This window comes from Pseudochrobactrum sp. AO18b (assembly GCF_000409565.1).
Taxonomy (GTDB): Bacteria; Pseudomonadota; Alphaproteobacteria; order Rhizobiales; family Rhizobiaceae; genus Pseudochrobactrum; species Pseudochrobactrum saccharolyticum.
Genome location: NZ_ANNO01000328.1, coordinates 1 through 15,313, shown reverse-complemented (window position 1 = coordinate 15,313; position 15,313 = coordinate 1). Strand labels below are relative to the sequence as shown.

The window sequence follows — 15,313 nt, the reverse complement described above, 5'->3', positions numbered from 1 at the left end:
GCTGCATCATGCAGCGGGCTTTTTTGTTTATGCATGAATGGAAATGCCAAGCCTTCCGGCCAGATCTTGTACATATTGCCAGGCAACGCGGCCTGAACGGTTGCCGCGTGTGGTTGACCATTCGAGAGCTTCCGCATGCAGTTTTTCAACCGGATAATTGAAGCCGTAATGCGCGGCATAGCCATCGACCATCGCCAGATAATCATCCTGATTGCATTTATGGAAGCCAAGCCACAGACCAAAGCGGTCGGAGAGTGAGACTTTTTCTTCTGTCGCTTCCGACGGATTGATAGCGCTGGAACGTTCATTATCAATCATTTCACGCGGCATCAGATGACGGCGGTTGGATGTGGCATAGAAAATCACATTGTCAGGACGGCCTTCGACACCGCCTTCAAGCGCAGCTTTCAGTGATTTGTAGGATGTATCGTCATGGTCGAAGGACAGGTCATCACAAAACAGAATGAAACGGTAGTCGCTCTCCTTGATGAGATTCATCAATACCGGCAGGCTGTTGATATCTTCACGGTGAATTTCAATGAGCTTCAGCGGTTTTTCAGCGGTTTGATTGACTGAAGCCTGCGCGGCTTTGACCAAAGAGGATTTACCCATGCCGCGTGCGCCCCAGAGCAGCACATTATTTGCAGACAAACCACGGGCAAAACGCTCGGTATTGCTCACCAGCTGATCGCGCACATGGTCAACACCATGAATGAGGCCGAGATCAACGCGGTTGACCTTTTTAACCGGTGCCAGTTCAAGGCGGGAAGGCTCCCAGACAAAAGTATCAGCACTCTCTGCCTGTAACGGTTTGGGGGCAGGTGGCGCCATACGTTCAAGAACAGCCAGCAGCTGATCCAGTTTTGCACTTAATAATTGCTCAGTCGTGTTCATTTTAAAGCCTGTATTCTATCCGCGGCACTCTTGTATCCGGTCATCAGACTTATGGCGGGATGCAAGAATGCCCGGATTTTAAGTAAAGCGCTGGAGCATTAGCTACCGGCTTTACCGGACTGTTTCTGTTTGCTTCTTAAAGACTACCTTCAAGAACAGTCTGACTTTAGCAAGATTATTGCCTTTGAATAGTACCCATGGGTACGGTTGTGTGAAAATATTGTATTTGTGCCTGTAGCCAAGGCCGGAGTGAAAAAAATGATGGCCGCACTGGTAAAGTGGATTAAGAATTTGCATCTATGGTTGCATAACGGCGTATAACCGTTGTAATGCGCAGTGAATAAATTTGATGCATGCCGGTGAAATATGACGGCTTTGGCTACATAATTCCCTAACCCGCAATCGGTTTAAGGAATTCTGCAGCCGAGAAGCATCGGACAGTTTTCAGTTTGACGAGGAGTCACTTTCATGTTTGTTACCCCTGCTTACGCTCAGGCCGCCGGTGGTGCCGGTGGCGCGGATATGCTGATGAGCATTCTGCCGTTTATCCTTATTTTCGTTGTTATGTATTTCCTGATTATCCGCCCTCAGCGTAATCAGATGAAAAAACGCGGCGAAATGCTGACCAATATCCGCCGCAATGACACGATCATTACCGGTGGCGGCATCATCGCTAAAGTTACCAAAGTGATCGATGATAATGAGCTGGAAGCTGAAATTGCTGACGGTATCAAAATCCGCGTTCTGCGCTCCACCATCGGTGATGTGCGCACCCGTGGTGAACCGGTTGCCGATAACAAGAACAAGTAAGCTTATTGCTTATTGTTATTAAAGCCCGCTTCGAGCGGGCTTTTTTATTGGCCTGAAACTATAATTTTATGTGCTGCAATAGCGCATCATCAGCTTAAAATCTGCGCCATCCGACTGTGTGCCTGCTGAGATTTGTACGAATCACGTATAAGATCAGAAAATGAGGTGGTGTAAGCAGAATTTGCCGTGTTTTATTCGGCAGTTATTCTCAAAAACATTACTGTTACGTCTGATCCTGTCTGTTTTGCGGATTTGCTGCAAAGCGGCATCAATTTTACGGATGGATTGCCGATGCTCTATTTCCCGCGCTGGAAATCGGTACTGATCTGGCTGGTCGTTCTGGCCGGTTTTATCTTCGCGTTACCTAATTTCTTTTCCGCACAGCAATTGTCGGGTCTGCCTGGCGGTTTCCCGAAAGGGCAGATTATTACCGGTCTTGATCTGACAGGCGGTACGCGTGTTGTTCTGTCATCGCCTAACATTACTGCGGAAGATCTGGATAAAACCGCAGCCGTTATGGCCGACCGTCTGTCTGAACTGGGCTATGATAATGCCCGTATCAATGTGCAGAACAAAAACCAGATACGCGCTGAAGTGCCGGATGTTTATGATGCACAGCTCATCAAAGATCTCCTGAGTCTTAAAGGGGACATCAGCTTCCGTCAGGCAAAAACGGTGACTACGCCGGATCCGCTGGCAGAGGGGCTGGTTCCGCAGGATTCGGAAGTCATCTATTCGTTCGATGATCCGCCGGTTGGTTATATTGTTAAAAAAGCACCGGTTCTTACCGGTAAAGACATTGCAGATGCGGAAGTCGGCGTGAATACCGCACAGGATTCAGTGATTACCATCTCTCTGACAGAAGAGGGTAAAAAAGGACTGGCCGACTTTACAACCAAAAATACCGGCTCTGTTCTTGCTGTTGTGATTGATAATCAGATTGTGTCGGCTCCGCGTATTCAGGAAGCAATTACGACCGGCAATCTGCAGATCACCGGTGATTTCGATCTGGAAACACTAAGCAATCTTGGTGTTGTTCTGCGTTCGGGGCCGCTTGCTGCTCCGGTTCAGGTTCTGGAAGAGCGCAGCATCGCATCGGCGCTTGGTCAGAATTATACAAGCTACGGACTGATTACTGCGCTGAGTGCGCTTGTGGTTGTCGCCCTGTTTATGGTGCTGTCCTATGGTTTGCTTGGCCTGATCTCTGTGATTGCGCTCGGTGTTAATGTTATGCTGATGATTGCCGTCGTGTCATTCTTCGGCGTTGCAGTCGGGCTGGCAACCATTGCCGGTCTGGTGCTGACAATCGGTATGGCGGTGGACAGCAATATTCTGCTGTTTGAGAAAATGCGTGAAGATCGCCGTAACGGTTATTCTGTTGTACAGGCGATTGAGTCCGGTTTTTCCCGCGCGCGCGCCTGTGTTGTGGATGCCAATCTGACAACGCTGATCGCCGCATTGGTTCTGCTGATGTTCGGCAGCGGGCCGTTGCATGAGTTTGCGATCATCGTGACCATCGGTGTTGCGACGTCACTTTTCACGACCTACACCTTCTCCCGTCTCCTGATTTCTCTCTGGGTTCGCCAGTCGAAACCAACGGTGATTCCGGCACGTTTCCTCAAACTGGTGCCAACCAATACCAAAATCGGCTTTATGAAACTGAGCGGCATTACGGCAATTATCTCTGCCGCAGTCTGTGTGACTGCCCTCGTGTTTTATTTCACTCTGGGTTTGAATTACGGCATCGATTTCGACGGCGGTTCTTCAGTCGAGCTGCAGTCGCGTGAAGGGCCTGCAGACCTGGATGATATTCGTTTGCGTCTGTCTGAGCTGAATATTGACGGTGCGCGGGTGGTGCAGGGTAAGAATGAAAACCTTGCCGAACTGCTGATCGGCTCACAGGATGCCGGTGATGATGCCGAGCAGACCGTAGTCGTGAAATTGCGTGACGAGTTTGAGCAGGATTATGATTTCCAGCGTGTTGAAGTGGTGGGACCTACAGTTTCCGATCATTTGTCGCGTATTGGTAATGCAGCACTCGGACTGGCACTGATCGGCGTTTTTGCCTATTTGTGGCTGCGTTTCCGCTGGCAGTTTGCTGTCGGTGCGGTACTGGCAACGACGCATGATATTATCATCATGATTGGTGTTTTTGCGCTGTTCCGCTTCGAATATAATTTGTGGAGCCTTGCGGCGCTGCTGACGGTTATCGGTTATTCGCTTAACGATACGGTGGTCGTGTATGACCGCGTGCGTGATAATTTGCGCCGCTATCCGCAAACACGGGTCAGTATGCTGGTGGATGCTGCGATCAATCAGACGTTGTCCCGCACAATTCTGACCTCACTGGTCACGCTGCTGGCGCTGATCCCGCTCTACATCTTTGGCGGCGCGGATATTGGTTCCTTTGCAGTGATGATGTCACTGGGGATTATTATCGCGACCTATTCGTCGATTTATATTGCGGGGCCGTTGCTTTGGCTGCTCGGCATCAGACCGTCAGATGTCAGCGAAAACGCGGAACCACAAACCGCAAGCTGACCAATCAGCAAAATATAAGAATAAGTATTGCCCGCAGAAGCTCCTGCGGGCAATGCTATTTTATCAGACTGAAATGCACTGTAATAAACTGGTAAAACTCCCATATTGTTGTAGAAGGGGCGCATATCAGTGCTTGCCATCCATGCGGGGCTGAGCAGATTATAGTGCTCAAGATAAAGAGAGACGAAATGAACACTGGCATTGAAATCCGTGAGGCGCATTTTCCGGGACGGGCACCGATTGATGCCTATGGAAATGGCGGGTTTCGTTTTGCGGAAATGTCGCATCGCGGTTCATTAATGTGTCTGCCATCCGGCATTCATGGCTGGGAGCCAAAACAGTCACCAATTCTGACCGTGGCTGATCTGGATATGATCCTGCAACAGGCAAGCGATATTGAAATTCTGCTGGTTGGCACGGGTATGGATCTGCGCCGGATACCGGAAGATGTTAAGGCCGTGTTGCGTGAGCACCGCATTTCCTCCGATCCGATGAGCACCGGCGCTGCTGTGCGCACCTATAATGTGCTGCTTGCGGAAGATCGCGCTGTTGCCGCCGCTCTGATTGCCGTGGAGTGAGAGCGTGGCTGAAACTGACAATAAAGCCGTGACATTTTCAGCGGCCGAGACCGGACATTATCAGCATTGCCTGCAATTTTTGCGCCAGAGTGATTTTGACCGCTATTTGGCAGTGCTTTATGCGCCGGAAGATAAGCGGCCTGCGCTTGCTGCACTCTATGCATTCAATGCCGAAATCGCCCGTATCCGTGATGTGGTACATGATGCATTGCCGGGGGAAGTGCGCCTGCAATGGTGGCGTGATCTTATCAATGGCACCGAGCATGGTGCTGTGACGGGCAATCCGGTAGCTGCTTTATTGCTGCAAGCTATTCAGGATTATCAGCTGCCGCGTTCCGTGTTTGATGCCTATTGTGAGGCACGGATTTTTGATCTGTATAATGATGCAATGCCGAGCCGCAATGATCTGGAAGGTTATTGCGGCGAAACCGCCTGTGCAATTTTGCAGATGGCGGCAATGATCTTGGATGCCGATGCGGCGAAATCTTCGGCTGAACTCTCCGGCCATGCAGGTGTTGCGCAGGCTGTCAGCGGTTTGCTGCGGCTGATGCCTTTGCATCGCCGTCGCGGGCAGGTCTATGTGCCGGAAGATATGTTGCAGGCGGTGGGTGTTACGACAGAGCAATTTATCAAGGGTGATGACAAAGCGGCGATGCAGCGTGTCGTGGCTGTGGTGACAGCTCTGGCGAAAGAGCATTACGCGGCTTTTGAAAAACAGCCGATGCCGGCAAGCCTGAAAGCAGCCTATCTGCCGGTGCGTTTGGTTCCGTTGGTGCTGAAGCGCGCGGAGCGTAAGGCTGATCTGGTGGCCGAGCAGGGCATTGACTTGTCACAATTACGGCGCCAGTGGATTTACTTAAAGTCCTCACTTAAATCATAAGTAATAAAAAAGCCGCCTCTAGAGCGTGTTGCGTTTAATCTGTTCTAGTGCTTTGTTTTTACGCATGTCTTTACCCCAAAACAGGTACCCGCTTTTGGGAGACATGCTCTGGAGGCGGCTTTAAAATGTTATTGCTGTTCTTGCAGCCAGACTTTGAAGTCACTCAAAGCGCGGGCACTAAGAGCGCGTTTTTTGGCCTGTGTCTTTTCCTTGCCGCGCAGACGCACACCTTCCTGTTTCGGAACTGTAACTTCCGGAAACAGGCCGAAATTCACATTCATTGGCTGGAAAGAACGTTTGCCCGGTTCATCATCGCTGACAAGATGACCGCCGGTAATGTGATTGAGCAAGGCGCCGAAAGCTGTTGTGACGGGCGGTGGCGGCAAAGTTTCACCACGCTGCTGCGCAGCCGCAAAACGACCGGCGAGCAAACCCATCGCTGAAGATTCCACATAGCCTTCACAGCCGGTAATCTGGCCTGCAAAACGGATTTGCGGGCGGGATTTCAGGCGCAGGCTGGTATCAAGCAGGATCGGTGAATTGAGATAGGTATTGCGGTGCAAACCGCCGAGGCGGGCAAATTCCGCATTCTCCAAACCCGGAATCATGCGCAAAATCCGGGTCTGTTCGCCATATTTCAGCTTGGTCTGGAAACCGACCATATTATAGAGCGTACCGAGCGCATTATCCTGACGCAGCTGCACAACTGCATAGGGCTTCACATCGCGATTATGGGCATTGGTCAGCCCCATCGGTTTCATCGGGCCATGACGCAATGTTTCAGGGCCGCGCTCTGCCATCACTTCAATCGGCAGACAGCCGTCGAAATAAGGTGTGCCTTCCCATTCTTTGAACTCGGTCTTTTCGCCGTCAATCAAAGCCTGAATAAATGCCTGATATTGCTCTTTATCCATCGGGCAGTTGATATAGTCTTTGCCTGTGCCGCCCGGACCAACTTTGTCATAGCGCGACTGGAACCAGCAGACATCCATATTGATGCTGTCAAAATGGATGATCGGTGCGATTGCATCAAAGAAGGCGAGGGAATCGGCTTCAGTTTCCTGCGCGATTGCCTCTGCCAGTTCTGCAGCAGTCAGCGGGCCGGTGGCGATGATGGTATTGCCCCAGTCTTCCGGTGGCAGACCTTCAACCACTTCACGCTGAATGGTGATGAGCGGATGCGCTTCAAGCTTTGCAGTGACCGCATCAGAGAAACCGTCACGGTCAACAGCCAGCGCACCACCGGCCGGAACCTGATTGGCATCGGCACAGGCCATAATCAGCGAATTGGCCAGACGCATTTCAGCATGGAGCACGCCAACGGCATTGGTTTCAGCATCATCCGAGCGGAAGGAATTGGAGCATACAAGCTCAGCCAGTCCGTGGGTCTTATGCGCATCTGTACCGCGCACCGGACGCATTTCATGAATGATGACGGGAATGCCTGCTTCAGCAATCTGCCATGCCGCTTCGCTGCCTGCGAGGCCGCCGCCGATAATGTGAACAGGTGAATAGGATGATAAATTGGACATGCTTTGTCCAATACCGCTTTTGCAACGCGGCATCAATCACCTCTGTGCCAGATCACAAGCTTTTGCGGATAGGAATAATGGATAAAAAAATAGCCCTGTCGCAGGAGGGAGGGCGACAGAGCTATCTTAAGGAGGACTGATATGGGGGGATATCAGTCAGCGCAGAATGGAGGACATAGTCCTGACAGCGCTATGCCTGCTGAAAAACGGGAGGGACAACAGCAGGCAATAAAACATGACCGGTACGGGAGGAGGGATACCGGTCATGTAAGGGGAGGATGTTTATCCGTCCGCGCCGGTGGTTGAAAAACTCCGGCACAGATATTTCGTGGCATACATAGTATCAGTTCAGGCGAATTCCCGATCCTGACAGTTTTAGCAATGACTTGCTTAAATTACATACCGGCAGTGTTGGACTTGCGGGCGATGTAAGGAATGTCGGAGCGGGAGATACCGAGATCACCGAGTTCACGGTTGGACAAACGGTTCAGTTCGGAAACTGTGTCACGGTAACGGCGCCAGTTGTTGAAAGAGCGAATGATGTTCATTTTTAAAACCCTCGATTGTGTTCAGTTGTGTTGTGTAATCTGTTGTCCTGTATATAGCCCGGGCGATCAGAAATGAGGAGAGACAAGATTGCATAGCTCCTCTGCGAGCCTTGCAGACCTCATTTAAACGATTTAAATCGCTATTTAGTCGCTATTTGGACAAAATTGGCGCCGGTCGCAATTTTCGTTCGTTAAACCGCGATTGCAGGTAATTTAAATGCGGTATCACGCACTAAGCCTCACAAAAATATCGCCTGTGGGTTGTGTAGGAATTGTGACATTTCAAGAGCTATGCAAAGCAGCACGGCATTAAGGTTAGTGACTGGTAAAATTGCGGGCTGGTTGTTGAGTGCCTGTGCGATGTTTGGATACTTGAATGCGGGGAATTTTCGTGGGAACCTTGTTTTCATGAAGGGGAACGGCTTGTTTATAGGGGGAGATCAGGTCGCTTGCTGAGTTTGCCTGTACTCATTGGCATGATCGTCGCCGGTATTATCACCGGTGCCGTGGCTGTTCATCTGCTTGGCGGTAACCGGCAGGCGGTTTTAGACAGTGATAAGGATGTGCTGGAGCGTTTCCGGCAAGATTATCCGGAAAGCCTGATCACCCGCATTTATTATACTCAAGACCGGCGCACTGCTTTTTTCGACCTGCCGCAGCAGGGAACCGGTATTGTTCATGCGGTGGGTGCTAAATTTCTGACACGCATTTTAAAAGCGCAAGATATTGCGGAAATCCGGAAGCAGGACGAAACAAGACTGTTTCTGAAGATGCATGATTTTACATGGCCTGCGGCTACTTTTTCTTTCGATGACAAAAAGACACGTGATCAGGTCTGTGAATGGCTGGAGCATTTCACAGTCAAGTTGGATCAACTTGACGCCCGTGATAGTGCGACCAAATAAAGAATCTGGAGCGAGCGCTATGATCCAATCTGGACGTAAACCGCTCTAGCGCGGCCTCAACAATAAAAAGGGGAGTTGTCTTAATGAATGATCCGGCATTCTTGGACGTGACACTGCTGGCAGTGCCCTTATATCTCCTTGCGATTATGATCGAGCTGGTTGCGGTGCGTTATTGGCATCGTAAAGGTGAGTTTGAAACCCGTGATGCACTGACCAGCCTGCTAATGGGCACCGGTAATGTTGTGGCAGGGCTGTTGCTCGGTTTTGTTTCTGTCACAGCTTTACTGTGGGTATGGCAGTTCCGTTTTTTTGACCTCGGCCTGCATTGGTGGGTCTTTATCGCTGCCTTTATTTTCGATGATCTGCGCTATTACTGGTATCACCGTATTGCCCATCGGGTGCGCTGGGTCTGGGCGGAGCATGTCAATCATCATTCCAGCCAGCACTATAATCTGACCACGGCGCTGCGTCAGTCTTGGACAGGGCAAATCACTGGCATGTTTATATTGCAGGTGCCGCTGGTATTGCTGGGCTTTCATCCGGCAGTGATTGCTTTTGTCTATGGCTTTAACCTGATCTACCAATTCTGGATTCATACGGAAGCAATCGGCAAAATGTGGAAGCCTATTGAACTGATCTTCAATACGCCGTCGCATCACCGTGTGCATCACGCGACCAATCCGCGATATCTGGATGCGAATTTTGCCGGTACGCTGATTATCTGGGACCGATTATTCGGCACATTTGTGGAAGAATTGCCGGAGGATATGCCGCGCTACGGGATCGTGCGCAATATCGGTACTTTCAATCCGGTGCGGGTGGCATTTCATGAATGGGCGGGGATGATGAAAGATGTGTTTACGCCGGGGCTGAGCCTGCGGCAAAGGCTGATGTATATGGCAGCGCCGCCTGGCTGGAGCCATGACGGCAGCCGTAAAACATCGGAAGATCTGAAAGCGGATTATGTGCGCCTGAACCCTGATGAAGCCGGTAAGCCGGGATTGCCTGAGCACTCGTCTTAATTTAACACGATAGTAAAGCTATGCGCTCGTCTCTTGCATGGGCAGGTTTGTTCTTATGCAAGCCGGAGCAACCATTATAACAGGATCGCCATTTGTCCATTTTTGTTTCCCTTGCACACCAGATTGACCAATGGCAGTCCCAAGGGCTGCTGGATCAGGAAACTGCAGACAGGCTGCGTCTTGATGTTAAAACCCGCAAGAACGGCTTTGGTATTGGCGGTGTTCTCGCCGTGCTTGGCGCATTGTTGCTTGGCGCGGCGCTGATCCTGTTTGTTGCAGCCAATTGGGAAGTCATACCGCGTGTCTGGCGCGTGGCGCTTATCCTGTTTGTCATGTGGAGCGGTTATCTTGGCGGCGCATGGCTGCAAAGACGTGGTGAAAGCGGGCAAAGCAACACATTGGCGGCGATTTTTGCACCGGCGCTTTATCTGCTCTCGGCCATTACCTATGGTGCCGGTATCGCGCTGATCGGACAGATGTATCATATGTCCGGTGATATGACGACGGCGGCGCTGGCATGGGGCGTTGGTGTGCTGGTTGCCGCGGTGCTGCTGCGCGCGCCGATTTTGACCGCTGCGGCATTGGGTATCGGTGGCTTTTATCTGTCAACCGTGCTGAATGAGCTTGGCGGGCAGGTCAATCTGGTTGCATCTTATCGCTGGGTTATGCCGCTTTATATTCTCGCCTGTGTCGGAGCCATTATCTACACAAAAGCGGATAAGGCCATGCATTTGCTGGCAGCGCTGACGCTGGCTTATTTTCTCACTCTGTATTTTGACATTGAAAATCAGGCGATCCTGATCCTGATGATTGCCCTTGGCGCTGTGCTGGTGATTTGTCAGGGGCGCTGGCCGGCCTTTGAACGCTACAGCTACGGATTTGGCTCGCAGCTGGCCGGTTATGGTCTTGCTTCTCTGCTGATCGCGCTGTTTATCTTTCAGGTTGAGCATAAAGACCTGTTCAATAGTTATGAAGCCGGTGCCGATGCGGTCTATTCGCTGGTGGCAATTGCCGTCTGTGTTTTTGCGCTGATTATCGCCGGTGAAAAAAGCGGCCAATTACGCTGGTTTGCCTATGCTGGTTTCTCTCTGCATGTGTTGTATCTGGCGACCGTGACTGTGGGGACGATGATTGGCACGTCCGGTGTCTTCCTGATTGGCGGTCTGCTGGTGATGGGGCTGGCTTATTTGGTTACCCGCATGGAAAAATATCTGCATGGCACACCTGCAAAAGCGGTGTCCGTTCATGATGGGGAGCAGCAACCATGAGTTTTCTTAAAAAACGCTGGCTTTATGTGGCTGCAATTCTTGCGGCATTGCTGCAGTCAGGTGTGATGCTGGCAGGTGTTCAGCAGCGTATCAGTATTCTGCGCAGCGGTTCGGAAGTGGTGCTGCGGACTTTGCCGGTTGATCCGCGCGATCTGATGCGCGGCGATTATGTTATTCTGAGCTATGAAATTTCCCGCCTGCCTGCACATATGATTAGCGGTCAGCCGAAACGCAAAAGCGGACTGAATTATATTTATGTCGTGCTGGCGAAACAGGCCGATGGTTTGTGGGAGGCGAAGCGGGCGCAATTTGATGTTCCGGATGCATTAAAAGACGGCGAAATCTTTTTGCGCGGGGAGGTTGAGGCTCCGTTTCAGCTCTTTGACAGCTATTCAATCCTGCCTGTTGTTTATGGCATTGAGCGCTATTATGTGCCGGAGGGTGAAGGGCTGGCGGTTGAAAATGCCCAGCGCGACAGCAACGTGGATATCGTTCTGTCAGTAAATGAAAAAGGCGTCGCGGCGATCCGTGCGCTCAGGATTGACGGCAAACAGGTTTTTGATGAACCGCTGTTCTGAGGTGAGGCGGCAAAGGGGAAGTGACAAGATCTGTGTATGACGGTCTCTTATCAAAAATAATCTGTTTTTTCCCTTTGAAGCCTGAAAATTGAATGCTATAGAGCGGCGCACATCAAAGCATACGTGCTTCGGTTGCGGATATGGCGAAATTGGTAGACGCACCAGATTTAGGTTCTGGCGGGAGACCGTGGGGGTTCGAGTCCCTCTATCCGCACCACTTTTATTCTCTTTGATTTTTGTAAGTCTTTGTAATTGCTGCGTGTTTGATGCTGCAATTTTGGCGAAGGTGCGTTTTTGGCCGGTTTTGTGATACAAACTGTGTTACAAATTGGGTTACAATGCAGTTTGAGATGGCATCTTTTCTCATTGCCTGCTGTTTATAGTTTCCGCAGCAAATATATCCTGCCGGATCGTGCTGAATTTCATCAATTCTAAAACTTTATGGCCGAAGTTTCCGCATAATATATTTATGCTGATGCAGTCTTATCAAAGCTTTAGAAAGGTTTGAGACTATGGGAAACTATGGTGCGCGTTACGGGCAATATGCTCATGGATTTGGATGCTTGTGCCATAGTCCGGCAATCACACAGCTGAATGAACGCATTGGCCGCGGGCTGAGCCGCCGTTCTGTCCTGAGCGGCCTTGCGGCTGTAATGGCAGGTGCTGTGGTGGCTGATCCGGTTTCGGCATTGGCTCAGACGCCCGTTTCTGTTGCAGGCCAGCCTGTTTTGCTGAAAAATCTGCGTATTTTCGACGGAAAATCCTCAAAGCTGATTGAAGGACATAATGTTCTGGTGAGCGGCGGAAAAATTGCGGATATTCTCAAAGCTTCAGAGAATGTTGCTGAGGCGCAGGTGATTGATTGCGGCAATCGCGTGCTAATGCCGGGTCTGATTGATGCCCATTGGCACAGTATTCTGGCGGCTATTCCGCAAATGGTGGCGATGACAACCGATATTGCCTATGTGCATCTTGTTGCGGCACAGGAAGCACAGCGTACTTTGATGCGTGGCTTTACGACCGTGCGCGATATGGGCGGGCCTTCTTTTGCGCTGAAGCGTGCGATTGATGAAAAGCGTATTCCGGGGCCACGCATTTATCCGTCCGGCGCGATGGTGTCCCAGACCTCCGGTCATGGCGATTTCCGCCAGCGCAGTGATATTCCGCGCCATAGTGCGAATGATCTGAGCCTTGCGGAATCTGCCGGTATTGCTGCGATTGCGGATGGTGAAGCCGAAGTGCTGCGTCGTGTACGCGAGCAGCTGATGCTGGGCGCCAGCCAGATCAAGATTATGGTCGGCGGCGGTGTGGCATCGGCCTATGATCCGCTGGATTCCCTGCAATTTACCGAGGCTGAAATCCGTGCGGCTGTGATGGCTGCCAAGGATTGGGGCACTTATGTCTGTGCACATGTTTATACGTCAGCCGGTATTCAGCGTGCATTGGCTTGCGGCGTGCAGTCGATTGAACATGGCCAGCTGGCCGATGAGGAAACCGTCAGGAAAATGGCTGATGCCGGTGCATGGTGGAGCATTCAGCCGTTTCTGGCGGATGAAGACGCCAATGTTTATGCCTCGCAGATACAGCGCGACCAGCAGAAAATGATTGCCGAAGGCACGATCCGTGCATTTGAACTGGGGCCTAAATATAATGTCAAAATGGCATGGGGGACGGATATTCTGTTCAACCCGAAGGGCACAGCCTCGCAGGGACGTCAGCTGGCAAAACTGGCGCGCTGGTTTGATAATGGTGACGTGCTGAAAATGGCAACCGGCACCAATGCCGAATTGTTGGCACTATCAGGAAACCGCAATCCGTATGGTGCAGCTGTCGGCGTTATCGAAAAAGGTGCAATGGCGGATATGCTGCTGATTGACGGTAATCCGCTGGAGGATGTGTCTCTGATTGCTGATCCGGACAAGAATATGAAGCTGATTATGAAAGACGGTATTGTTTATAAAAATATACTGACTGCATAATCCGCATCGGTAAAAGGCCGATAAAATCCGATGGATTGCAGGGTGAACATTCAATCGCATCTTGTATTTTGCGGACGCTGATTGTAATGGGTTTGCGATAAATGGGATTCTGGCGCAATGCTGTCGCACGGGCTCTGTTACGAAATGTGACTTTATGCCGGTGAATGAGCAGATATTGTGCAGGAAATTCAATAGCAGAAATCAGGTATGGCTGCTTAAAATCCGTACCATTTATATATAGAGTCACTGTCATAATCCGGCAGGCTTTATATCCGTTCCGGGATGTCCCATAGCCTTTGCGCATATTTGTGCGCGGTATGTGACAAACAGAAAAACAAGAAATTTCGCTAGCCACGGCGGCTACGGTCATGCGGCCGGTCATGCGAAACGAAGACAAAGTGAAGGTTTTGACATGCAGGTTACCGAAACGCTCAATGAAGGGCTGAAGCGCGAGATCAAAGTCGTGGTTCCGGCACAGGATCTTGAAGCAAAGCTTGCTGAGCGCCTCGAAACCGCTCGCGGTCGCGCTAAGATCGATGGTTTCCGTCCTGGTAAAGTTCCTGCAGCACATCTGCGTAAGATGTACGGCAAGTCTTTCATGGCTGAGATCGTTAACGAAATTCTGAACGATTCAACCCGTTCGATCCTTGCTGACCGCAACGAAAAAGCTGCAACCCAGCCAGAAGTTGCAATGAGCGAAGACGAAGCAGAAGCCGAAAAGGTTCTGGCCGGTAAAGCTGATTTCGTATTCTCGATGAATTACGAAGTTCTGCCGGCAATCGAAATCAAAGACGTTTCCGGTCTTAAAGTGACCCGTGAAGTTGTTGATATTTCGGACGAAGAAGTTGAAGAGCAGGTTAAGAAGATCGCTTCTTCCGCTCGTACTTTCGAAGCGAAAAAAGGCAAAGCTGAAGACGGCGACCGCGTTACCATGGATTACCTCGGTAAGCTGGAAGACGTTCCTTTCGAAGGCGGCGCAGATCAGGATGCACAGCTGGTACTCGGTTCCGGCCAGTTCATTCCGGGCTTTGAAGATCAGCTGGTCGGCGTAAAAGCCGGTGACGAAAAGCAGATCAAAGTAACTTTCCCTGAAAATTACGGCGCTGCCCATCTGGCCGGTAAAGAAGCAACCTTCGACATCACTGTGAAGGAAGTTGCTAAAGCTGCTGAGCTGGAACTGAATGACGAAGTTGCGAAGAAGCTCGGCATCGAAAGCCTTGACCGTCTGCGCACTGTTGTTCGTGAACAGATCGAAGGTCAGTACGGCCAGATCACCCGCCAGAAAGTTAAGCGTCAGATCCTCGACGGTCTGGATGCAGAATATCAGTTCGAAACACCAGAACGTCTGGTTAATGCTGAGTTCAACAACATCTGGCAGCAGATCAATTTCGACCTGCAGCAGGCTGGTAAGACTTTTGAAGACGAAGAAACCACTGAAGAAGCTGCTCGCGAAGAATATCGCAAGCTTGCTGAACGCCGTGTACGTCTTGGTCTGGTTCTTTCCGAAATCGGCGAAAAAGCCGGTGTAGAAGTAACCGAAGAAGAACTGCAGCGCGCTGTTTACGATCAGGTTCGTCGTTACCCGGGTCAGGAACAGCAGGTTTATGAATTCCTGCGTAAAACTCCTGATGCAGTTGCTAATCTGCGCGCACCAATCTTTGAAGAAAAGGTTGTTGATCACCTGCTCGGCACAATCTCCGTCACCGATAAGAAAGTGACCAAAGAAGAACTGACAGCTGAAGAAGAAGGCGCAGCAGAAGAAGCAAAGCCTGCTAAAA

The 15,313-nt window shown here is 50.7% G+C and carries 13 protein-coding genes and 1 tRNA gene; 11 read left to right on the top strand and 3 right to left on the bottom strand.

All coding sequences use genetic code 11. The annotated features are described in order from the left end of the window. Positions 1-27: 27 nt before the first annotated feature. The gene (locus A918_RS0112970; RefSeq protein ID WP_022711480.1) at positions 28-894 is read right to left on the bottom strand and encodes an ATP-binding protein; all 867 of its coding nucleotides are present in this window, start codon (positions 892-894) and stop codon (positions 28-30) included. A gap of 468 nt (positions 895-1,362) precedes the next feature. On the opposite strand from A918_RS0112970, the gene yajC reads away from it, so the two are divergent. From yajC to A918_RS0112950, 4 genes are all read left to right on the top strand, one after another. Continuing rightward, positions 1,363-1,704: a preprotein translocase subunit YajC gene (gene yajC, locus A918_RS0112965; RefSeq protein WP_022711479.1), complete on the top strand. Its 342-nt coding sequence runs from the start codon at positions 1,363-1,365 to the stop codon at positions 1,702-1,704. A gap of 291 nt (positions 1,705-1,995) precedes the next feature. Beyond that, positions 1,996-4,245 (top strand): protein translocase subunit SecDF, encoded by a 2,250-nt coding sequence (locus A918_RS0112960; RefSeq protein ID WP_028233779.1) that lies wholly within the window; start codon positions 1,996-1,998, stop codon positions 4,243-4,245. Positions 4,246-4,433: 188 nt separating this feature from the next. Then, positions 4,434-4,823 carry an Mth938-like domain-containing protein gene (locus A918_RS0112955; protein ID WP_022711477.1) on the top strand — a complete coding sequence of 130 codons (390 nt, stop codon included), beginning with the start codon at positions 4,434-4,436 and terminating at the stop codon, positions 4,821-4,823. Between the two features lie 28 nt (positions 4,824-4,851). Beyond that, positions 4,852-5,703: a phytoene/squalene synthase family protein gene (locus A918_RS0112950; protein WP_051139048.1), complete on the top strand. Its 852-nt coding sequence runs from the start codon at positions 4,852-4,854 to the stop codon at positions 5,701-5,703. A 128-nt stretch (positions 5,704-5,831) separates the two neighbouring features. Here the strand turns inward: A918_RS0112950 and trmFO are convergent, their stop codons facing one another. Together trmFO and A918_RS21545 are read right to left on the bottom strand one after the other, a co-directional pair. Continuing rightward, positions 5,832-7,235 (bottom strand): methylenetetrahydrofolate--tRNA-(uracil(54)-C(5))-methyltransferase (FADH(2)-oxidizing) TrmFO, encoded by a 1,404-nt coding sequence (gene trmFO, locus A918_RS0112945; RefSeq protein WP_028233777.1) that lies wholly within the window; start codon positions 7,233-7,235, stop codon positions 5,832-5,834. Positions 7,236-7,630: 395 nt separating this feature from the next. Next, positions 7,631-7,783 carry a DUF1127 domain-containing protein gene (locus A918_RS21545; protein ID WP_022711474.1) on the bottom strand — a complete coding sequence of 51 codons (153 nt, stop codon included), beginning with the start codon at positions 7,781-7,783 and terminating at the stop codon, positions 7,631-7,633. A gap of 449 nt (positions 7,784-8,232) precedes the next feature. On the opposite strand from A918_RS21545, the gene A918_RS0112935 reads away from it, so the two are divergent. From A918_RS0112935 to tig, 7 genes are all read left to right on the top strand, one after another. Next, entirely contained in the window at positions 8,233-8,688 is a 456-nt protein-coding gene (locus A918_RS0112935) for a hypothetical protein (protein ID WP_022711473.1), read from the top strand. Between the two features lie 83 nt (positions 8,689-8,771). After that, entirely contained in the window at positions 8,772-9,710 is a 939-nt protein-coding gene (locus A918_RS0112930) for a sterol desaturase family protein (protein ID WP_022711472.1), read from the top strand. Between the two features lie 92 nt (positions 9,711-9,802). After that, positions 9,803-10,978 (top strand): DUF2157 domain-containing protein, encoded by a 1,176-nt coding sequence (locus A918_RS20420; RefSeq protein ID WP_022711471.1) that lies wholly within the window; start codon positions 9,803-9,805, stop codon positions 10,976-10,978. After that, the gene (locus A918_RS0112920) at positions 10,975-11,556 is read left to right on the top strand and encodes a GDYXXLXY domain-containing protein (RefSeq protein WP_022711470.1); all 582 of its coding nucleotides are present in this window, start codon (positions 10,975-10,977) and stop codon (positions 11,554-11,556) included. The genes A918_RS20420 and A918_RS0112920 overlap by 4 nt, the downstream gene beginning before the upstream one ends. Before the next feature lie 134 nt (positions 11,557-11,690). Then, positions 11,691-11,773 (top strand) — tRNA-Leu (locus A918_RS0112915). A gap of 295 nt (positions 11,774-12,068) precedes the next feature. Continuing rightward, entirely contained in the window at positions 12,069-13,535 is a 1,467-nt protein-coding gene (locus tag A918_RS0112910) for an amidohydrolase family protein (protein WP_022711469.1), read from the top strand. A 412-nt stretch (positions 13,536-13,947) separates the two neighbouring features. Next, the coding region (gene tig, locus A918_RS0112905) for a trigger factor (protein WP_022711468.1) at positions 13,948-15,313 on the top strand (1,366 nt) is incomplete at its 3' end.